The organism is Macromonas bipunctata (genome assembly GCF_002837135.1).
GTDB classification, from domain to species: Bacteria; Pseudomonadota; Gammaproteobacteria; order Burkholderiales; family Burkholderiaceae_C; genus Macromonas_A; species Macromonas_A bipunctata.
The window spans coordinates 14,177-35,159 of the sequence record NZ_NWBQ01000081.1 but is presented as its reverse complement, the minus strand read 5'-3'; the positions used below and the strand labels follow the sequence as shown (position 1 = coordinate 35,159).

Annotated in this window: 12 protein-coding genes; 4 read left to right on the top strand and 8 right to left on the bottom strand. The window is 67.9% G+C overall.

The window, feature by feature from the left end:
- Positions 1-2,615, bottom strand: a 2,615-nt coding sequence (locus tag CON76_RS11425; RefSeq protein WP_145995436.1) for an ATP-binding protein, incomplete at its 3' end; no start/stop codon positions are given.
- A gap of 120 nt (positions 2,616-2,735) precedes the next feature.
- On the opposite strand from CON76_RS11425, the gene CON76_RS11420 reads away from it, so the two are divergent.
- Positions 2,736-3,857 carry an ABC transporter substrate-binding protein gene (locus CON76_RS11420; protein WP_101103470.1) on the top strand — a complete coding sequence of 374 codons (1,122 nt, stop codon included), beginning with the start codon at positions 2,736-2,738 and terminating at the stop codon, positions 3,855-3,857.
- On the opposite strand, the gene CON76_RS11415 is transcribed toward CON76_RS11420, so the two are convergent.
- The 3 genes from CON76_RS11415 to CON76_RS11405 all read right to left on the bottom strand — a co-directional run bounded on the left by CON76_RS11415 (position 3,838) and on the right by CON76_RS11405 (position 10,624).
- A complete protein-coding gene (locus CON76_RS11415; RefSeq protein WP_101103475.1) occupies positions 3,838-5,139 on the bottom strand; it encodes an RNA-guided endonuclease InsQ/TnpB family protein in 1,302 nt (433 codons plus the stop codon). The genes CON76_RS11420 and CON76_RS11415 overlap by 20 nt on opposite strands.
- Positions 5,140-5,282: 143 nt before the next feature.
- Positions 5,283-9,932, bottom strand: coding sequence for a PAS domain S-box protein (locus CON76_RS11410; RefSeq protein ID WP_101103469.1), 4,650 nt, complete (start codon positions 9,930-9,932; stop codon positions 5,283-5,285).
- Positions 9,929-10,624, bottom strand: coding sequence for a histidine phosphatase family protein (locus tag CON76_RS11405; protein WP_205758235.1), 696 nt, complete (start codon positions 10,622-10,624; stop codon positions 9,929-9,931). Before CON76_RS11405 ends, CON76_RS11410 begins: the two co-directional genes overlap by 4 nt.
- A gap of 99 nt (positions 10,625-10,723) precedes the next feature.
- On the opposite strand from CON76_RS11405, the gene CON76_RS11400 reads away from it, so the two are divergent.
- Positions 10,724-12,358, top strand: coding sequence for an ATP-binding response regulator (locus tag CON76_RS11400; protein ID WP_101103468.1), 1,635 nt, complete (start codon positions 10,724-10,726; stop codon positions 12,356-12,358).
- A 15-nt stretch (positions 12,359-12,373) separates the two neighbouring features.
- On the opposite strand, the gene CON76_RS11395 is transcribed toward CON76_RS11400, so the two are convergent.
- The 4 genes from CON76_RS11395 to CON76_RS11380 form a co-directional block, all read right to left on the bottom strand.
- Positions 12,374-13,102 carry a class I SAM-dependent methyltransferase gene (locus CON76_RS11395; RefSeq protein WP_101103467.1) on the bottom strand — a complete coding sequence of 243 codons (729 nt, stop codon included), beginning with the start codon at positions 13,100-13,102 and terminating at the stop codon, positions 12,374-12,376.
- A 90-nt stretch (positions 13,103-13,192) separates the two neighbouring features.
- Complete coding sequence (locus CON76_RS11390) at positions 13,193-16,060, bottom strand: class I SAM-dependent DNA methyltransferase (RefSeq protein WP_101103466.1); 2,868 nt, start codon at positions 16,058-16,060, stop codon at positions 13,193-13,195.
- A gap of 54 nt (positions 16,061-16,114) precedes the next feature.
- Positions 16,115-16,678: an SgcJ/EcaC family oxidoreductase gene (locus CON76_RS11385; protein WP_101103465.1), complete on the bottom strand. Its 564-nt coding sequence runs from the start codon at positions 16,676-16,678 to the stop codon at positions 16,115-16,117.
- Between the two features lie 41 nt (positions 16,679-16,719).
- A complete protein-coding gene (locus tag CON76_RS11380; protein ID WP_205758234.1) occupies positions 16,720-17,349 on the bottom strand; it encodes a lipocalin family protein in 630 nt (209 codons plus the stop codon).
- A gap of 80 nt (positions 17,350-17,429) precedes the next feature.
- Here CON76_RS11380 and CON76_RS11375 point away from each other — a divergent pair, with 80 nt between their 5' ends.
- Together CON76_RS11375 and CON76_RS11370 are read left to right on the top strand one after the other, a co-directional pair.
- Positions 17,430-18,365: a phosphate/phosphite/phosphonate ABC transporter substrate-binding protein gene (locus CON76_RS11375; protein ID WP_205758233.1), complete on the top strand. Its 936-nt coding sequence runs from the start codon at positions 17,430-17,432 to the stop codon at positions 18,363-18,365.
- Positions 18,362-20,977 (top strand): ATP-binding protein, encoded by a 2,616-nt coding sequence (locus CON76_RS11370; RefSeq protein ID WP_101103463.1) that lies wholly within the window; start codon positions 18,362-18,364, stop codon positions 20,975-20,977. The genes CON76_RS11375 and CON76_RS11370 overlap by 4 nt, the downstream gene beginning before the upstream one ends.
- The last annotated feature ends 6 nt before the right edge of the window (positions 20,978-20,983 follow it).

Below are 20,983 nucleotides of genomic sequence, written 5' to 3'. Positions count from 1 at the left end.
TCGTCCACCAGCAGCACGCGCGCGCCGCGTATGGGGGCGGTGATGGCCACCACCTCGCTCCAGGCCGGGGCGCTGCCGCCGGGCAGCCAGGTGGCGTCGCGGTCAGTCGCGCCGGGCGCGGCCAGCGACGGCGCGCACAGCCCCAGCCGCACCGTGAACCAGAAGCGGCTGCCCTGCCCGGCCTCGCTCTCCACGCCCATCTCGCCGCCCATCAGCTCCACCAGCCGCTTGCTGATGCTCAGGCCCAGCCCGGTGCCGCCGTACTTGCGCGTGGTGGAGGCGTCGGCCTGCTGGAAGGCCTCGAAGATGCCGCCCACCTGCTCGGGCGTCAGGCCAATGCCGGTGTCGCGCACCACCACCTTGAGCAGCACCGCCTGCGCCAAGTTCTGCGCCAGCGCCACCTGCACCTGCACGCTGCCGCGCGCGGTGAACTTGATGGCGTTGCCAATCAGGTTGTTGAGCACCTGGCCCAGGCGCAGCGGGTCGCCCTCCAGCAGCAGCGGCACCTGCGGCTCGATCTGCCAGTCCAGCTGCAGCTGCTTTTCGGCGGCGCGGTTCTCGAACAGCGTCACGCTGTTGCGCAGCACCTCGTCCAGGCGCAGCGGCACGGTCTCCACCCGCAGGTAGCCGGCCTCGATCTTGGAGTAGTCCAGGATGTCGTTCAACACCCCCAGCAGCGTGGTGGCCGCCTGGTGGATCTTGTGCATGTAGTCGCGCTGCTTGGGCCCCAGCTCCATGTCCAGCAGCAGCTGCGCCAGCCCCAGCACCGCGTTCATGGGGGTGCGGATCTCGTGGCTCATGTTGGCCAGGAATTCGCTCTTGGCGGCGTTGGCGGCGGCCAGCTGCGCGGTGCGCACGTCCACCATGTGCTCCAGGTCGGCGTTGAGTTCGTTCAGCGCACGGGTACGCTCCTGCACCAGCCGCTCCAGGTTCTGGCGGTAACGCTCCAGCTCCTCTTCCACCGCTTTGCGCTGCGAGATGTCGCGGTGCAGCGCAAACACCAGCGTCTGGCCCGCCCACTCGGCGCGGCTCAGCGACACTTCCGCCGTATAGGTGCTGCCATCCTTGCGCCGGTGCAGCGTTTCCAAAAAACGGCCCTGCGGCCCCACGTTGTGCAGCAGCTCGTCGATCTGGGCCGGGCTGTGCTGGGCGTCCCAGTCGTGCCAGCGGCGGTGGCGCAGCTCGGCGGTGCTGTAGCCCAGCATGGCCGCGCCACTGGTGTTGCATTCCACCACGTGGCCCTGGGTGTCGATGATGACCACGCCGTCGCGCGCCTGCTCGAACAGCACCCGCCGGCGCGCGGCCTCGTCGGCAATGGTGCGCTGGGCGGCCTGCTGCTGGGCCTCCTGCTCGGCAATGGTGTTGAGCAGGTCGTTGAAGTCCTGGCCCAGGCGGGCCAGCTCGTCGCGCTCGCCCGGCAGCGCCAGCCGCGCCTGGCGCTGGCCTTGGCGCACCGCGTTCATGGTGTCGCCCATGGCCTGCAGGCGCTGCGTGAGCTCGCGCCCGGCGCGCAGGAACAGCACCGAAATGGCCAGCATGCTCAGCGCCAGCAGGCCCGACACCAGCGCCAGCAGCACCAGCGCCATGCGCTGGTAGGGCGCGGCCGGAAAGCCCACGCCAATCATGCCCACCGCCGCGCCGTCGCCGTTGGTCAGCACCTGGTAGCCCAGCATGTAGCTCTCGTTGGCCACAGCGTGGGTGCCAAACCAGGGCAGCTGCTCCTGCAGCACGGTGCGCAGCACCTCGGGCGGGGCCTGCAGCCCGGGCGGCTGGGTGCCGTTGCTGTGCTGGCGGCTCGACGCAATGGCCTGCGCGTCCAGAAAGATGGCGGTCATGCCCTCGCTGTCGTCGGGCAGCGTGCCCACGGGGTAGATGATCTCGCGCATGTGCTCGATCAGCGACAGATTCTTGTTGAGCAGCATGCCGCCCACCAGGATGGTGTCGGGAATGTCCACGCTCAGCGGAAAATGCGCCGCCGCGTTGATGAGCAGGCCCTGGCCCGGCTCGGGCTGGCCCGGCGCGCCCTGCACCTGCTGCGCAAACTGCGGCGACAGCGCGTTGAGCTCCAGCGCCCCGAAACGCTCGTAGGCCGCGTTGGCCACGCCGATGCGCGCCTGGCGGATCACGTACGAGTCGGGCAGCCGGTTGGACAGCGCCACCCCGGTGCTGGAGGCCAGCACGCGCCCGTCGGCGGTGGCCACCACCAGGTAGTCCAGCCCGCTGCTCTCGGCCGCCGTGTGCAGCAACTGGTCAATGTCGCGGCTGCGCTGGTGGTTCTTCACGGCGTCGATCAGGCGCTCGGAGCGCACCAGCTGCGCCAGGCGCACGCTGGTCTGGGTCTTCATCTGGGCCAGGTAGTTGTGCGCCCCGGCCAGGTTGCTGCGCACGTTGGCCTGCAGCAGGCTGTTGCTGCGCTCGCCGCCCACCAGCACCAGCGCCGCAATCACCACCGGAAACGCCACCAGCAGCGGCATCAGCCCCAGCGCCAGAAAGCGGAACCGCAGCGAATGCGTCCACTCCCGGCGCCAGCGCACCCACCACCGGCCCGGCACGGCGGCGGCCAGCGCCGCGGGGGCCACGGGCGGCAAGGGGGCGGGTGCTTCAGGAGCGGCCATGGCAGGCGCCCCGCGCGGGCAGGCAATGGAACATGGGGAAGACGCAACAGGACGGGGCCAAAAGCCCATTATTATCTGGAACACATCCGCCCCCCCACACACACCGGAGCACCCCCGCCCATGGCCCGATTCCCCACCCTTGCCACCTCCGTTGCCACCACGCTGCTGGCCGCCGCCCTGGCCGGCTGCGGCCCCCAGCCGCCGCTGCAGATCGGCTTCATTGGCGGGCTGACCGACCGCAACTCCGACAACGGCCAGGCCGGGCTCAACGGCGTGATCCTGGCGGTGGAGCAGTTCAACCGCAACGGTGGCGTCGATGGCCGCCGCGTCGAGCTCATTGCCAAGGACGACGCGCAGAGCAAGACCGTGGCAGCGCAGTCCAGCAACGAGCTGGTGGCGGCCAAGGTCGAAGGCGTGATCGGCCCCTTCACCAGCGGCATGGCACAGGTCATCGTGCCCATCACCGGCGCGGCGGGCATCTTCCAGGTCAGCCCCACCATCACCTCGATGGACTTCTACGGCAAGGACGACAACCTGTTCCGCATCAACCGCACCACGCGCGACAACGCGCGCGACTACGCCCGCGTCATGGCCGCGCGCGGCCAGACCCACATTGCGGTGGCCTACGACACGCGCAACCTCAACTTCACCAAGTCCTGGCTGGATGAATTCCGCGCCGCCGTGCAGGCCCAGGGCCAGCAGCTCGCCGCCGAGGTACCGTACGAATCGAGCGAGAACGCCGACTTTGCCAGCGTGATGCAGAAGATGCTGGCCAACAAGCCCGACGGGCTGTTCTTCATCTCGGGCGCGCTGGACGTGGCGCGGCTGGCGCAACAGGCGCGCAAGCAAGCGCCGCAGCTGCCCATCGGCGCCGCCGAGTGGGCCGCCACCGAACAACTGATTGAACTGGGCGGCGACGTGGTGCAGGGCCTGCTGATCGTGCAGAACTACGACCGCGACGACGACTCGGCGCGCTTCAAGGACTTCAGCGACGCGTACTACAAACGCTTCCAGCGCAAGCCCGGCTACAGCTCGGTCTCGGCCTACGACGCCGCCACCGTGGTGCTGACCGCCCTGAAGAACCGCAAGGGCAACGAGACCGTCAAGCAAGCCGCGCTGCGCAGCGGCCCGTTCCAGGGCCTGCAGCAGACCATCACGTTCGACGCTAACGGCGACACGCCGCGCAAGGTGTTCTTCACCGAAATCCGCGACGGCCGCTACGTCAAGACGGCGGAACAGTGACATCCTCCCCGTCCCAAAGGACGGGGATTCCTACCGCGCCCGTGCCTGCATCATGCTGGGCACGGGTCGCCTCGGCGGGTTCCTGCTTCGCAGAGGCTGCGCGTTTCGGTCTTGCGACCTTGGCGCGGCTAACGTCCTCTCCACAGGCTAACAAGCGCAGTCCGCGCTCTAAAATGTTCATGGCTCCCACCACATCGGCGTGGTTTTGGTAGCCGCATTGCACACACAGAAACTGTGCTTGCGTGCGCCGGTTGTCCGGCGAAATGTGCCCGCAGTGCGGGCAGGTTTGGCTGGTGTGGTGCGGTGGCACCGCCACCAGCATACCGCCCGACCACTCCAGCTTGTACGTCAACTGGCGGCGGAATTCGTACCAGCCTTGATCCATGATCGAGCGGTTCAGGCCGGACTTGGCCTTCACGTTTTTGCCGGGCTTGTCTTTGCTGCCTTGTGCCGACTTGGACATGTTGCCAACCTGCAAATCCTCGATGCAGACGAGCGCGTGGTTTTGGCTGATCGCTGCGGTGGCCTTGTGCAGGAAGTCTTGGCGACAGTTGGCAATGCGGGTATGAAGCTGCTGGACTTTGGCTTTTTCCTTTTTCCAGTTGTTGCTGAATTTGACCTTGCGGCTCATCCGCCGCTGGTAGCGGGCCAGCCGCACTTGGTGGCGCTTGAAACTGTTCAGCGGCGCAAGAAAATCGCCATCGCTGAAGGTGGCAAAGCGCGCAATGCCCATGTCGATGCCGATGGCGTTGGTGGCTTGCGGTACAGGCGCTGCCACTTCGCGTTCAGTCTGGATGCTGACAAACCACTTGCCCGCACGTAGGCGAACAGTCACGTTCTTGATGGTGCCCAGCACCGGGCGCGACAGGCGTAGCCGCACCCAGCCCAACTTGGGCAGAAAGATGCGGCCATTGGTCTGATCGAGCCGAACACCTTGCGGATAGCGAATGCTCTCGGACTGGCCTTTTTTCTTGAAACGTGGGAAGGCTGCGCGTTTCTCGAAGAAGTTGGTGTAGGCGCGTTCCAGATTCTTCAGGGCTTGTTGCAACGGCTGGCTGGGAGCATCGTTGAGCCACAGCAGCTCAGGCTGTTTTTTCCAAGCCGTCAGGGTTTGGCACAGTTGGGCATAAGTGAATCGCTTTTCACCGGCTGCGTGCCGTTCCTGCTGCAACGCCAGTGCCTTGTTGAACACAAAACGGCACGCGCCCGCAAAGCAGCGCATCTGGCACGCTTGCTGGCCGTTCGGGCGCAGTTCGTACCGGAAAGATTGGAGGCGTTGCACGAGATTCATTCTATGTTGGTAACCGATAATTTGAGCCAATAGGACGGCTACGCCGTCCGCGCTGTCCATCCCCGCTGTGAACGGCGAGGCTTTCCGCGTAAGCTGGGTAAACCGGCGCCAGCTCCCCCGGCCCGTCCGGGGCATCACGCACCACGGGCGGCCTGCGCCTGCTGCAGCCGCTCCAGCGCGGCGCTGAAGTCGAACGCGCGCAGCTCGTTGGCAATGGCCTGCCAGTGGTCGGGCCAGGCGGCGCGGAACAGCGCCTCGTGCTCGTCCCACAGGTCGCTGGCCTCGAAGTCGGACTCGCGCAGCAGCTCCTGCAAGTCCGCCACCAGCAGCGCAAAGCTGGCCGCGTCCAGCGGGGCCTCGGTGGGGGCGGTGCTCGCGGCAGGGTCGGGCAAGGCCTGCAGGCCGCCGAGCACCGGCAGCAGCTGGTCCAGCACCTGACGCAGCAGGGTATCCACTTCAACGGGGTCGGCCTGGGCGTGGCAGGCGTGCTCCAGTGCGGCGGCGGCCTGCTGCACCCCGTGCGCACCAATGTTGCCCGCCGTGCCTTTGAGGGTGTGGGCGCAACGCTCGGCGGCGTGGGGGTCGCTGGTGTCGTGGCGCGCCTGCTCGAACAGCTCGGCAAAGTGGCCCTGGCCGTTGCGGAACTGCAGCAGCAGCCGCTGGTACAGCCCGGCGTTGCCCAGCGTGCGCGCCAGGCCATCTTGCACGTCGATGCCGGGCAGCGGCGCCAGCGCCAGCGCGTGCGGTGACGTGCTGGCCGGGGCCAGCGTGGGCGCCGCCCCGCCCGCGTGGCGCACCGGGTGGATCCACTTGGCCAGGGTGGCAAACATCTCGCCCACATTGAGCGGCTTGGCAATGTGGTCGCACATGCCGGCGGCCAGCACTTTCTCGCGGTCGCCGGCCATGGCGTTGGCGGTCATGGCAATCACCGGAATGCGGCCCCACACCGGGTGCTGGCGGATATGGCCGGTGGCGGTGTAGCCGTCCATCACCGGCATCTGGCAGTCCATCAGAATGCCGTCGAAGTCGGCATCACGCGCCAGCATGTCCAGCGCCTCCTGGCCATGCTCGGCCAGCACCACCTCCATGCCGGCCTGGTGCAGCAACTCCTGCGCCAGCTCCTGGTTCATGTCGTTGTCCTCCACCAGCAGCACGCGCGCACCGCGCAGCTGGGCCGCCACGGGGCTGGCCTGCAGCAGCGGGGCGCTGGCTGGCGGCGTGGGCTCGCCGGGGTGGCCCTGCTCGTGCAGCGCCTTGCCGATGGCGCTGCCCAGCGCCGCGCGCGAGGCGGGCTTGGACAGCACCGCCGCCACCGCCACGCCCTGGCGCTGCGCCATGTCGCGCGCGTCCTCGCCGCCGTGGGCCGTGACCATGATGACGGCGGGCAGCACCACCCCGGCATCGGCCTGCAGGTGCTGCAGGGTCTCAAAGCCGTCCCACTCCGGCATCTTCCAGTCCATCAGCAGCAGGTCGTAGGGCGGCTGGGCCGCGCGCACCCGCTCCAGCGCCTGCGGGCCGCTGCTGGCGGCGTCGGGGTGGGCGCCCAGGCTGTCGAGCATGGCGCACAGCACCTCGCGCGCGGTGGGGTTGTCGTCCACCACCAGCACGCGCAGGCCGTGCAGCGCGGCGAGGTCCAGCGCGCGCCGGGGCGCGGCCTCGCGCTGCAGGCCCAGGCGGGCGTGGAAGTGGAACACCGAACCCCGGCCCGGCTCGCTCTCGACCCAGATGTGCCCTTGCATCAGCTCCACCAGGCTCTTGGAGATGACCAGCCCCAGCCCGGTGCCGCCGTACTTGCGCGTGGTGGAGGCATCGGCCTGGCTGAAGGGCTGGAACATCTTGGCGCACTGCTCGGGCGTCATGCCGATGCCGGTGTCGCGCACGTAGAAGTGCAGCTCCACGCTGTCGGGCGTCTGGGCCACCGTCTCCACGCCCACCACCACCTCGCCGCGCTGGGTGAACTTGACGGCGTTGTTGGCCAGATTCAGCAGCACCTGGCCCAGGCGCAGCGGGTCGCCCACCAGCGCGGTGGGCACGTCGGGCGCGGTGTCGAACAGCAGCTCCAGGCCCTTGTCCTCGGTCTTCATCGCCACCAGGGTCGAGAGGTGCTCCATCACCTCGTCGAGGTGGAACTCGATCTGCTCCATGCTGAGCTTGTGCGCCTCGATCTTGGAGAAATCCAGGATGTCGTTGATGATGCCCAGCAGGTTCTCGCCCGCGCGGTGCACCTTCTCGATGTAGTTGCGCTGCTTCTTGTCCAGCGGCGTCTGCAGCGCCAGCATCGACATGCCGATGATGGCGTTCATGGGCGTGCGGATCTCGTGGCTCATGTTGGCCAGGAAGTCGCTCTTGCTGCGGTTGGCGGCTTCGGCGGCGTCGCGCGCCTCGCTCAGTTCGGTGGTGCGCAGCGTCACCAGCTGCTCCAGGTGGTCGCGGTGGCGCTGCAGCTCGGCCAGCAGCTGCTTCTTGTCGGTGATGTTTTCCTTGATCGCCAGGTAGTGCGTGATGCTGCCGTCGGGCTGGCGCACCGGCGCAATCTTGGCCAGCTCGGTGTATTCGGTGCCGTCCTTGCGCCGGTTGATGAGCTCGCCGCTCCAGGGCTCGCCGTGCAGCAGCGTGCGCCACATGTCGTCGTACACCGCCTTGGGCGTGCGCCCCGACTTGAGCACGCGCGGGTTCAGGCCCAGTGCCTCGTCCTTGGTGTAGCCGGTGTTGCGCACAAAGGCCTGGTTCACGTACTCGATGCGTGCCTCCAGGTTGGTGATGACCACGCTCTCGGGGCTTTGCTCCACCGCCATGAACAGCTGGTGCAGCTGGCGCTCCTGGCGCTTGCGCTCGGTGATGTCCTCCTTGGTGGCCACGTAGTGCGTGACCTGGCCGTTGGGCTGGTGCAGCGGCGCAATGGTGGCGGCCTCGATCTGCTCGCGCCCGTCGCGCGTGTGGTTGATGAACTCGCCGTGCCAGACCTCGCCGCGCAGCAGCGTGGCCCACAGCTCGCTGTAGGTGCCGCTGGGCGTCTTGTTGGACTTGAGAAAGCGCGGGTTGCGCCCGATGGCTTCCTCGCGGCTGTAGCCCGTGTGCTGCACGAAAGCGTCGTTGACGTACTCGATGTTGCCGTGCAAATCGGCAATGATGACCGAGGTCGGACTTTGCTCCACCACCAACGACAGCTTGCGGCTGTGCGCCAGCGCCGCCTTTTCGGCGGTGATGTCGTTCCAGGCCAGCACCAGGTAGTCGCGCCCCTTGAGGTGCACGGCGCAGGCGCGCAGCTGCACGTCCAGCTCGGAGCCGTCGCGGCGGCGGTAGCGGTTCTCGGAGTCGATGCTGCGCCCGGCCAGCACCTGCGCCGTCAGCTCGGCCACCTCGCCCTGGCCCAGTCGGGCCTGGATGTCGAACAGCGTCATGCCCAGCAGCTGCTCGCGCGTGTGGCCCAGCCAGCGGCAGGCGGCGGCGTTGACGGTCACAAAGGAGAAGTCGCCCGGATCCACCACCTCGATGGCGTAGGGCGCCTCCTCGATCACGGCGCGCATGAGCGCCTGGTGGTCGTGCTCCAGCGTGCTGATGTGGCGCCGCTTGAGGGCGCTGCTCAGGCTGCTGGCCACGGCCTCGAGCATGGCGCGCTCCTCGGGCGAGCACACCGGTGCTGGCCCCTGCGCGGGCACGGCGTAGCGCACCTGCAGCTGGCCCTGGGTGGCGGGCACGCCGTCCAGGCCGGGGCCAGCGCCTATGTCCAGCGCCAGCGTGACGCAGCCGTCGGCGGGCAGTGGCGGGCCGCTGCAGTCCTCGAAGTCGCCGTAGGTGATGCACACCTGCACCTGGCCGGGCGGGTGCAGGGCAGCGGGCAGGCGGGCCACCACCTCGGCCAGCATGGCGGGCAGCTCCAGCTCATCGCGCTCGGTGATGCGGTTGATGTCGAACAGGCAGGCCAGCTCCTGCACGCGCTGCGCCAGCGCCTGCTGCGCCTGCTGGCGCTCCAGCACCACGGTGCGCAAGGCCAGCAGCGCCTGCGCCATCTCGGGCATCAGGCCGCGCGGGCGGCTGGCCAGCGCCTGGATGGCGGGCCACGCCGGCGTGCCGCTGCGCTGGGCGGCCAGCATCGACATGGCGTGCGCCAGGCACAGCAAGCGGCCCGTGACGCGGCTGGCCAGCCACCACCAGCCCAGCACCAGCAACAGCAGCATCGCGCCGCCCAGGCCCCAGGCCCACTGCGCGTGGGCGGCAAAGGTCTGGGCCTGGTCTTGCACCCGGCTGGCCAGGGTGCGCGCAATGGCGTGCGCCATGGCCGCCGTGTGCTGCGAGACGCGGGCGTGCGCCTGCGCCGCCTGCAGCGTGTAGCGCGCCGCGCTGGGCGGCTCCACCACCGCCAGGTCGGTGGCCATGACGATGAAGTTGCGGTAGGCGTCAAACTCCTGGCGCGCCAGGCGCACGTGCTGCTGGTAGGCCGGATCGGGCGGCAGCGCCTGCAGCTGCTGGTGCAGGCGCGCCAGCCGGTTCACCACCTGCGTGTGCTGCAGGTAGAGCGTGCCGGTGTCGAGCTCGCCGCGCGCGGCGCGCTCCAGCGTCTGGCCGGCCAGCAGCTGGATCGCGGCCACCTCCTGGTTCAGGTGCGCCACCGCCACCAGCTGGATGGACTTGACCTGCTGCTGCGTGTTGGCCTGGCGGTAGCTGTGGCTCAAGTAGGCCAGCACGCCGCCGTTGAGCGCGCCCACCAGCAGCATGACCAGCGCCACCGGCCAGAACAGGCCCAGCCAGTGGTGGCGGCGCGGTGGCGGTGCGTCGGGCGTCATGGCAGCAAGCGGGCCCAGGCGCCGTGCGGGATGCTGGCCACGTACTCAAAGCCGTGCTGCTCGCCCTTGGGGCGCAGCACCACCAGCATCGACTCCTTCGGGAAGTAGCCCATCACCTCCATCAGGTTGGAGGCGTGCGCCAGCAGCACGCGGTTCTGCCCCGGCGGCACGCTGGCCGACAGCCAGCGCCGGGTGTTGGCCACCACCGGCGCCTTCTCGGTCTCGGTCAGGTTGGCGGCGTAGATCAGCAGCGGATCCACCACCGGCTTGAGATCGGGGAACGCGGCGCGCGCGCTGTCGCGGGTGCGGCACAGGGGGCTGATGCGCAACTCCGTCACCGGCACGCCCGCGCGGCGCAACGCCTGCCCCACCGCCTGCTGCTGCGCCCAGCCCTGGGCGTTGAGCGGGCGCTGCGTGCCGCAATCGTCCAGGTCCACCGCCGGGGCGCGGTCGGGCCGGGTGTTGTCGGTGGCGCCGTGGCGCAGGTACAGCACATAGCCCCCGGCGCGCAACTGCTGCAGCGTCCGGGCGGTGGCGGGCACCTCCACAAACGCACCGGGCAGCGCACCGGGCAGCACGGGGGCCAGCGGTTGCAAGGCCATGGCCTCGTCGGCGCTGGCCAGCCCGGCCCCACCGGGCAACAGCAGCGCCAGCGCGCCCAGGCGCATCCACTTCAACAACATCATTGGCATATTGGCAAGATTTCCTTTGGCGGGCTGTGCAACAATTGGTTCGACCCCAGCCGCACCCTGCGGGCGGTCGTGCCTCTGTGGCCCATTCTTCTACACACAATGTTCAACTCTGACACTGTTTTCCTGGTGGTGGACGATTTTGAGCCCATGCGCAAAATCACCGCCAACCAGCTGCGATCCCTGGGTGCCAACAACATTCTGACAGCACCCAACGGGCTGGAGGCGCTGCGCATCATCAACAGCCAGCGCGTGGACGTGGTGCTGTCGGACTGGAACATGCCCGTCATGACCGGACTGGAGCTGCTCAAGGCCCTGCGCACCGACCCCAAACTCGAGCGCCTGCCCTTCATCATGATCACCGCCGAGGCCGAGCGCACCCACATCCAGCAGGCCATCGCGCACGGCGTGACCGACCTGCTCATCAAGCCCTACTCGCCCGCGCGGCTGGCCAACCGCATCGAGAAGGCCATGAGCGCGCGCACCCAGAACCGCCCGCCGCGCATCCTGCCCCAGCCCGTGAGCGACCCGGCCAAGGGCGGCGCGCACAGCGAGGTCGAGGCCGCCACGCTGCAGCGCCTCTACAAGGGCAAGGCCAACGCGCACGAGCGCCCCAGCATCCTGATCGTGGACGACACGCCCGACAACCTGATGCTGCTGTCCAACCTGTTTAAGAGCGAGTACCGCATCCACCTGGCCATCAACGGCGAGAAGGCGCTCAAGATGTGCCAGTCCGACACGCCGCCCGACCTGGTGCTGCTCGACGTGATGATGCCCGACATGGACGGCTTCGAGGTGCTGCAAAAGCTGCGCGAACACCCCATGTCCGAGGGCATCCCGGTCATCTTCGTCACCGCCATGACCGACACCGAGGCGCGCAGCAAGGGCCTGGAGCTGGGCGCGGTCGATTACGTGACCAAGCCGGTGGACCCGGCCACGCTCAAGCTGCGCGTGCGCAACTTCATGCGCTACATCGGGCTGCACAAGCAGCTGCAGGCCAGCTACGACGACATGCTGGAGATGGCGCACCTGCGCGAGGACATCGAGCACATCACCCGCCACGACCTCAAGGCACCGCTGGCGGGCGTGATCGGCATTGTGCGCGCCATGCTGGGCGATGGCAGCGCCAGCCCCACCCAGACCGAGCAGCTGCACGCCATCGAGCAGACCACGCTGGAGGTGATGAACATGATCAACCTCTCGTCGGAGCTGTTCAAGATCGAGACCCACCGCTTCGAGCTGCACGCGCAGAAGGTGGACATTGCCGACCTGCTGCAACGCACCACCGCGCTGCTGGGCACCACCTTTGCCAGCAAGCAGCTGCACCTGGCGCTGCAGCAAAGCGCCCCCCCCGTGGTGTGGGGCGACGCCACGCTGTGCTACTCGCTGTTCAACAACCTGCTCAAGAACGCGTTCGAGGCCGCGCCCGACCACACCACCCTGACCGTGATGCTGGCTGCCGAAGGCGACCGGTGCCGCATCAGCATCCAGAACCGGGGCGTGGTGCCGCCCGAGATCCGCGCTCGCTTCTTCGACAAGTTCATCACCAGCGGCAAGCAAGGCGGCACCGGCCTGGGCACCTACTCGGCCAAGCTGCTGACCGAAGCCCAGCACGGCCAGATCAGCATGGAAGTCTCGGACATCGACAACCTGACCACCGTGACCGTGACACTGCCCGCCACGCCGCCCGCGACCACACCCGCCCCTGCGCCCGCAACGGCAGCTCCTGCCACCTGACGCGGGCTGGCGCTTTCAGTGCGCGTGCGCCAGCGCCGCTTGGCTGCGACGCAACAACCGCACGTGCATGGGCCGCACAAAGTGCGCGCCGTCCGGGCCCATGTGGGGCTCGAAGGCCTGCCGCACCCGGCACACCACCTCGTCGGTGATGCCATGGTCGGCAAAGGTGGGGCGCAGCATGCGCTGCTCAAACTCGGCAAAGTCGCGGTAATGCACCGCTTGGGCAAAGCGGTGTTCGGCCACCGCCTCCCAGTACGGGGTGTCGGCCAAGGCGCGGTCCAGCGCCTGCTGGGCAGCAGCGCGCACCACACCTTCGTCGTTGAACAGTTTGACCACCTCGTTGAGCGCACCGTCGTAGATCGGCTCGGAAACATACAGGTGCCCACCGGGGCGCAACACGCGCGCCACCTCGCGCAAGGCGGTGTCCAACCCGTCCAGCGGCACGTGGTGCAGCGACTTGAGCATCAGCGCCAGGTCAAAACTGGCATCGGCATAGGGCAAGGCGGTGGCACAAGCGGCGGCAAACACCAGCCCCGGCTGGGGCCGTGCCAAGTTTTTGGCGTGCTGGATGGCATCCACCTCCAGCCCCGTGACGTGGCAGTCGGGGTACTGTTGCAGCAGCTCGCGCGCCAGCCGTGCGTTGCCGCACCCCACCTCGATGATGCGCTGGGCCTGCAAAGGCACGCAGCGGTGGAGCACGTCCAGTTCACGGTTGTGCAGCGGGAGTTGATCGACATCGGACATGGGCAAACCTCCTTGGGGCAGAAACAGGCAGGATAGGCCACCACAGTGGCCACAATATACCGGCCAGAGTATATTCAAACGCTGCCCTGCCTACCCCTGGTCCAGCGGGTGCAACAACGCCTGGTACAAGCCAAACAGGAAGGCGACGCGGTGGGCTTCGTCGGGGGTGCCGTCCTTGCGGGGTTTGTAGCCGTAGGCGGCATCGACGGCCTTGTCGAGTTGCTGGTGGGCTTTGAGCAGCTCGGCGGGCATGGTGGCATCGGTGGGATACAGGGCCGCCAGCGAACAGGTTTGACCCTGCTCGGCACACTTGCGCTCTTCGGCGGCGCGGGCCTCCAGCACGGCTTGGGCCGCGCGTTCTACAGCCTTGACTTGGGCCGCTGTGGGCCGATGGGGCCACACAAAATTGTTGTAAACAATGGTGTTGGAATAACGAAAATCGCTCTTGAGACGACCGCACACCGTACGCAGCCAAGCGTTGTGCATGGTGGAACACAACACGCCAAAGTGGTACAGCGTGGCATCGGGCAGCATGAAAACCAGATTGCTGGCAATGACATCTGGTGTTAGATAACCAATCGGTACGAACTTTCGGTTTTCGGAAGAAACACTGGGTATCAACAAATAAGGCTTGGCGGTTTGCCGAATTTCGCCAAACAGGTACGGCACCTCGGCCAACTTTTGCGTGGGCAACTTGGGGCTGGCTTGGCGCATGGCCTGCACAGCGGCCATGCGTTGCCGGATTTCGGGCGAATCGCGGCGGTCGGTGGCCGTGCTGTCCTTGAGCCACAAGCAATAACGCGGCAGGTTGTTGAGGAACTCGTCCGCCCCCAGAAAACGCCGCAGGTACTTGGCCGCTATGGGGTCGCTGGCGCGCAGGGCATCCGCTGCCTCGGGTAACAGCAGCAAGTGGCCGCCATCGGTGGGTTGACTGCCTTTGACCATCTCGGGCACGCCCACACACAGCGGCTTGCGGCGCTTGTCGATGAACACCGTGGGCGCATCAATCAAATACGGGTTGATGTGCTGCGCGGGCACCGCCTTGGGCTCGCCCTTGATGTCGTCGTACTCAAAAATCAGCTTGTCGGGCCGCTCTTGCAGGCCAAAGCCGACGATGACGCAATGCACGGCGGCCACGCCCAGCCCTTCGTTGCTCCACTGGAAGGTGCGGTGCGCAAACTCGATCTTCACGCCCTGCGCGTGCATCCAGCGCCACAACACCGCCACCTGTTCGCCCTGCGTGATGGAGTTGGTGGACACCAGCGCCGCGCGCACGGCGGGGTTGGCCGCCATGTAGCGGGTGGCCGTCACGTGCCAGGCGGCCACGTAGTCCAGCACGCCCGCACCCTCCACGCCCACACAGGCGCGGGCCAACTCCGCCTTTTGCTGCGGGTTCTGGTTGCTGTACCCCACAAACGGCGGGTTGCCCACAATGTAGGTGCAGCGTTGCGGGGCGACCACGCTGGCCCAGTCGGTGGCCAACGCGTTGGCGCACACAATGTTGGGCATCTTGCCCAGCGGAATGGTGGGGCGCGGCAAGCCAATGTGGCGCGACTGCTCGTTGATCTGGTGGTCGGTGATGAGGATGGCCACGCGCGCAATGTGCGCCGCGCTGTCCTCAATTTCGATGCCGTGCAACTGGTCGGGGCTGACGCGGGCGTAGTCGGCCAGCGCCAGCAGCGCACCTTGGCGGGTGTTTTTGGCCTTGTAGCGGCGCTCGATGATGTCCAACTCCAGCAAGCGCAGCTCCCGGTACGCAATCACCAGAAAGTTGCCGCAACCGCAGGCGGGGTCGAACAGGTGGAGGGTGGGCAGCTTGCGCAGCAGCGCGTCGAGCTTGTCGGCATCCTTGCCAGCGGCCTTGAATTCGGCGCGCAGCGCGTCCATGAACAGCGGGTTGATGGCGCGCAGGATGTGGCGCTCGCTGGTGTAGTGCGCGCCCAGGTCGCGCCGCCGCGCCTTGTTGGCCTTGTGCCGGGTGGTGGCCTCGGCGGCATCGGGGTCGGCCTCCAGCACGCCCTGGAACATCGCGCCAAAAATGGCGGGCGAAATGTCTTTCCAATCGATCTCGGCGCAGGCCATCAGGGCTTGGCGCAAGTCGCTGTCAAAGCTGGGCACCTCGCTGAGGTCGGCAAACAAGCTGCCGTTGACGTAGGGAAAGCGCGCGTAAGCGTCGTCCAGATTGGTCTGGCGCTGGTGTTCGGGCTTGTTCAGCGTTTGGTAGAGCTGGGCCAAGCGCGGCCCCAGATCGTCGCCATCGCCGCGCGAGCCTTGCAAAAAGCGGTGGAACTGGCCGTTGTCGCCAAACAGGCCGGTGTCGTCGGCAAACAGGCAAAACAGCGTGCGCGTGAGGAACAACTCCAGCGGCCTGCCGGTAAAGTTGACGCGCAACAGGCCCTCGTGCAGCCGTGCCAGCTGGTAAGCCGCCTTGCGGTCGGCATCGCGCTCTTCCACAATCGCGCCGGGCGCGTCGTCAATCAAGAAGCGCAGCTTGTCGGCGTGGCGCGGCAAGTCGGCGCGCTGCCACGTGGCCTGGGTCTGCTGCGCCAGGTCGATCAGCACAAAGGTCTCGAAGTCGCACAGCAGCAGGTGGCGCGGCTGCTGCTCCGGCGGCAAGCCCCAGTGGTAGCCCAGCGCCTGCGTGGCGGCTTTTTTGAGGTTCTTGCCCAGGCTCTTGAACTCGATGATGAGCTTGCCGGGAATGAAGCCATCCATGTAGCCTGTGGCCCCGCCGAGCTTGGGTACCCGGCCTTCGCGCAGGTAGTTGTGCTCGTTCAAGCCATAGCACTCCAGCAGCCGCAGCGTGAAGGTTTGCGCGTCGGCTTTTTCGTCCTTCACCGCCTGCCAGCTGTGGACGAACGCCGTCAGGCGCTTGCGGATCTCGACCGTGGAGAGTGGCGCCGCCAGCGCGGCTTTGCGCCGACGGGCGGTCTGGGGGCTGGAGGTGGTTTTGTTCATGCTGCCTGCTTTGAAACACAAGATCTGGCAGCATTGGAACAGAAAGGCGGCCGCTTAGAACTCCATCGGGCCGCTGATGAACTCGAAGCGGCCCGGCAGGCGCGCGTTGCTGGCGGCAGGGGCGCGCTCGGGCATGGCCGAGGAGTGGTGGCTGGTGATGAGCCACTGCTTGCCCGTCCAGCGGTAGGTGAAGCTGTAACGCCCGCTCACGCTGGCGCCGGTCTTGGCAAAGCTGAAGGTGTACAGGCCCACGTCGATGGCGGTGTTGCAGCCGATCTGGATCTGGCGCGTGTCGATCTTGCCGCTGGGGTGGTTTTCCAGGAAGTGGTGGAAGTAGTCCTCCTTTTCCTCCGCCGTGAAGCGCGGCTGGTTGGACATGGTGGGCAGCAGCAGCGACGTCTTGTCGTAGTTCATCACCACCTTGTGCGCGTCGCCGGTCTTGAGCGCGCTGTTCCAGCGGTCGAACAGCTGGGCAATCTCGCGCTGCGAGGTGGGCTTGCAGCGTTCGGTGCGGGCCTTGCCGGTGCTGGAGCTGTTGGCGGCATGGGCGGGCAGCGCGGCGGCCACGCTCAGGGCGGCGGCGGCCAGGCACAGCAGGTGGCGTTGGGTGTTTTGCATGGTGTTGCTTCTCCGGTGGAATGGCTTGGCTTGAAACCACCTTATTGTGGATGCGCCGTGCGCTGCAATAAGCCCACATTAAAGCCCTGTTGCGCCAGGCGTTGCAACAACGCCACATACGCCTCGGGCGACACCCGGGGCGTGCGCGCCAGCACCCACAGGTATTCGCGCGTGGGCTCGCCCACCGCCACCAGCTGGTAGTCGGCGTCCAAGTCCAGCACCCAGTAGTCGCCCCACACCATGGGCAGGAAGGACAGCCACTCGGGCGCAAAACGCACCTTGAGCCTGGGCGATGTGGCGCCGCCCTCGCCCACCTGTCGCGCCTGGCCCACAACCTCGTTCATCTCGCCACTGGCCAGGCGGCAGCGGTTGACGACTTGCACCCGACCGTCGGGCTGCAGGGTGTATTCGGCGTGGGTGGAATCCACGCATTTCTTCTGGAACCAGTTGGGCAAGTGGGCAATCTCATACCACTTGCCCATGTAGCGCGGCACGTCCAGCGCGGGCACGGGGGCCACGGGGTCGTTGCCCACGGCCAGGGTGGGCGCGGGCAAGTCGGGGGGCGCCACGGCGGCGGCGGGCTGGGCAATGGCGTGGGCCCCGGTCGTCAGCAGCGCGCCCAGCGCGGCAACGCGCGCAACGGCAAGGATGGAGGAAGCAAGATCGGGCATCATTGGTGCAAAGTGGAAGCAGGCCACGGCGGCACTGCCATTGTAGAAACAGCGGGCAGCGGCCCGGAAGGAGCACACCCTTGAGAACACTGTGGACCCTGCTGGCCGGTGTGGCGCTGTGGCCGCTGCTGGCGGGTTGCGGGCCGGCGCCATCGTCGCGGGGTGCCAGTACTGCCCCGGCCTACGCCAGCGCCCCCACCACGCCGCAGCGGCCCGAGTACGTGCTGGCCGTGCACCCGCTGCACAACCCGGCGCGCCTGTTTGCGCTGTACGGCCCGCTGGTGGACCACCTCAACCAGCGCATTGCCGGGGCCAGCTTCCGGCTCGAGGCCTCGCGCAACTACGACGACTTTGAGCGCAAGCTGGCCCAGCGCGAGCCCGACTTTGCGCTGCCCAACCCCTACCAGACACTCAAGGCGCAGGCGCACGGCTACCGCGTGGTGGCCAAGATGGGCGACGACGCCGAGTTTGTCGGCCTGATTTTGACCCGCGCCGACAGCACCATCGCGCGCATCACCGACCTGAAAGGCCACAGAATCGCCTACCCCGCCCCCACCGCCCTGGCCGCCACCATGCTGCCGCAGGCCTACCTGCAGCGCCACGGCCTGAGCATCCAGCGCGACGTGCACAACCTCTACGTCGGCTCGCAGGAGTCGGCCATCCTGAATGTGTACCTGGGCAACGCCAGCGCGGGCACCACCTGGCCCGTACCGTGGAAGGGCTTCCAGGCCGAGCACCCCGAGCAGGCGCGCGAGCTGGTGGTGCGCTGGACCACCGAACCGCTCATCAACAACAGCGTGGTGGCGCGCGACGACGTGCCCGCCGCCGTGGTGCAGCAAGTGGTGGCGCAACTGGTGCAGCTGCACACCACGCCAGAGGGACGCGCACTGCTGGCGCGGCTGCCGCTGTCGCGCTTCGAGGTCGCCAGCGACGCGCAGTACCACGTGATCCGCGACTTCCTGGCCGACTTCGAGCGCGAGGTGCGCCCGCTGCAGGCGCAGGAGGCCGCGCCATGAGCTGGCCCTTGTCTGGCTGGCGGCGGGCCGCGCCGCAGTCGTTCCGGCGCCAGATCGTGGTGGTGTTCGTGCTGGGCTTTTCACTGCTGATTGCGGCGGTGGCGGCCTACTCCGTCATCAACCAGCGCCACAGCCTGTACCGCGAGAACCACCGCGCCGTGCTGGGGCTGTCGCAGTCGCTGGCGGTGAGCGCACGGCCCTGGATGCTGGCCAACGACGTGGTGGGCCTGCAGGAGGTGATTGCCTCGTTCCAGCGCTACCCGGCGCTGCGCCACGCCATGGTAGTCTCGCCCCAGGGCCGGGTGCTGGCGCACAGCGACGCCAGCAAGGTCGGGCTCTACCTGGTCGATGCCCACAGCCTGCGCCAGCTCGGGCCGCTGGCGCCGGGCGTGGCCACCGACGCGCGCGTGCTGGCCAACGACGACGACGTGCTCGACGTGGCCACGCCGGTGATGATCGAGGCGCGCCACATCGGCTGGGCGCGCGTGGCGCTGGGGCGCGAGGGCATTGCCGCCGACCTGCGCCGCAGCAGCTGGAACAACGCCGCCTTTGTGGTGCTGGCCATGGGGCTGGCGCTGCTGGCGGCGCGCTGGGTGGCGCAGCGCCTGGGCCAGGGCATCAACGAGCTGGTGCAGGTCACGCAGCAGGTGCGCGATGGCCAGACCAGCGTGCGCGCCACCCTGCCCGCCCACACCCACCACGAGATCAGCCGCCTGGCCGACAGCTTCAACCTCATGCTCGATGCGCTGCAGGCCAGCAAGCAGGCCCAGCGCGACGCCGCACGCTACAGCCGCAGCCTGATCGAGGCACACCTGGACCCACTGCTGGTGATTGGCCCCGACGGCACGCTGACCGACACCAACCCCGCCGCCGAGGCCGCCACTGGCTGCGCGCGCGCCGCACTGCTGGGCAGCGACTTCAGCCAGCACTTCACCGAACCGGAGCGGGCGCGCAGCCTGCACACGCGCGCGCTGGCGCAAGGCGCGGTGGTGGACTGGCCGCTGTCCATGCGCCACCACGACGGCCACATCAGCGACCACCTGTTCAACGCCACCGTGTTCGGCAACGCCGACGGCGTGGTGCTGGGCGTGCTGGCGGTGGGGCGCGACATCACCGAACGCCAGCGCCACGAGGCCGAACTGCGCCGCTACAAAGACCACCTGGAAGAGGAAGTGCAGCAGCGCACCGCCGACCTGGTGCTGGCGCGCAACGCCGCCGAGGCCGCCAACCAGGCCAAGAGCGCCTTTCTGGCCAACATGAGCCACGAGCTGCGCACGCCACTCAACGCCATCCTGGGGTTTTCCAACCTGATCCGGCACGACCCGCTGCTGCCCGAGGCCATGCGCCCGCAGCTCGACATCATCAACCGCAGCGGCGAGCACCTGCTCACCCTCATCAACGACGTGCTGGACATGGCCAAGATCGAGGCCGGGCGCGTGCAACTGCAGCACGTGCCGTTCGACCTGGGCGGGCTGGTGCGCGACGTGATCGACATGATGCAGATCCGCGCGCAGGAAAAAGGCCTGCGCCTGCTCATCGACCAATCGTCGAGCTTTCCGCGCTACATCGTGGGCGACGAGCCGCGCCTGCGCCAGGTGCTCATCAACCTGCTGGGCAATGCGGTCAAGTTCACGCAGCAAGGCGGCGTGGCGATACGGCTGGGCACGCTGGCGCAGCAGCCCGCGCGGCTGGTGATCGAGGTCGAGGACTCCGGCCCCGGCATCGCCCCCGAGGACCAGGCCCGCATCTTCCAGCCCTTTGTGCAGCTGGGCGAACAGGGCATCAACAAGGGCACCGGGCTGGGGCTGGCCATCACGCAGCAGTTCGCGCAGCTCATGCAGGGCAGCATCAGCCTGGACAGCCAGCTGGGCCGGGGCTCGGTATTCCGGCTGGAACTGCCGCTGCAGACCGCCAGCGAAGGCGACATCGCACGCCCGGCCAATGGCCCCGCGCACGGCACCGTGCTGGGGCTGGAGGCCGGGCAGCCCACCTACCGTATTCTGGTGGTGGAAGACCAGCGCGACAACCAGCTGCTGCTCTCCAAATTGTTGCAGGACGCGGGCTTTGCCTGCCAGATTGCCGACAACGGCCTGGAGGGCGTGCGCCTGTTCCAGCAGTGGGCGCCGCACTTCATCTGGATGGACCACCGCATGCCGGTGATGGACGGCGTGGAGGCCACACGGCGCATCCGCCAGCTGCCGCACGGGCGCGAGGTCAGGATCGTGGCCGTCACCGCCTCGGCGCTGCAGGAGCAGCGCGACGAGCTGCTGGCCGCCGGCATGGACGATTTTGTGCGCAAGCCCTACCGCTCCAGCGAGATCTACGACTGCATGGCCAAGCACCTGGGCGTGCGCTACCGGTACGAGGCCAGCGGTGCCGCCACACCCGGCAGTGCCACCCACCCACCGCTGACGCCCGCCACGCTGGCGCCGCTGCCCGCTGCGCTGCGCCAGCAGCTGCAGGCCGCGCTCGAAAGCCTGGACAGCGCCGCCATCGACGCCGCGCTGCACGCCGTGCGCCAGCACGACGCCACACTGCACCAGACGCTGGCGCCGCTGGTGGACAATTTCGACTACCCCACCATCCTCAACGCGCTCAACGCCTTAACATAGGCCAAC

Bases quoted from the DNA above. Each gene is read 5' to 3' on its own strand.
- CON76_RS11420 (WP_101103470.1), top strand. From the start codon at position 2,736: ATGGCCCGATTCCCCACCCTTGCCACCTCCGTTGCCACCACGCTGCTG.
- CON76_RS11410 (WP_101103469.1), bottom strand. From the start codon at position 9,932: ATGACGCCCGACGCACCGCCACCGCGCCGCCACCACTGGCTGGGCCTG.
- CON76_RS11405 (WP_205758235.1), bottom strand. From the start codon at position 10,624: ATGCCAATGATGTTGTTGAAGTGGATGCGCCTGGGCGCGCTGGCGCTG.
- CON76_RS11400 (WP_101103468.1), top strand. From the start codon at position 10,724: ATGTTCAACTCTGACACTGTTTTCCTGGTGGTGGACGATTTTGAGCCC.
- CON76_RS11395 (WP_101103467.1), bottom strand. From the start codon at position 13,102: ATGTCCGATGTCGATCAACTCCCGCTGCACAACCGTGAACTGGACGTG.
- CON76_RS11390 (WP_101103466.1), bottom strand. From the start codon at position 16,060: ATGAACAAAACCACCTCCAGCCCCCAGACCGCCCGTCGGCGCAAAGCC.
- CON76_RS11385 (WP_101103465.1), bottom strand. From the start codon at position 16,678: ATGCAAAACACCCAACGCCACCTGCTGTGCCTGGCCGCCGCCGCCCTG.
- CON76_RS11380 (WP_205758234.1), bottom strand. From the start codon at position 17,349: ATGCCCGATCTTGCTTCCTCCATCCTTGCCGTTGCGCGCGTTGCCGCG.
- CON76_RS11370 (WP_101103463.1), top strand. From the start codon at position 18,362: ATGAGCTGGCCCTTGTCTGGCTGGCGGCGGGCCGCGCCGCAGTCGTTC.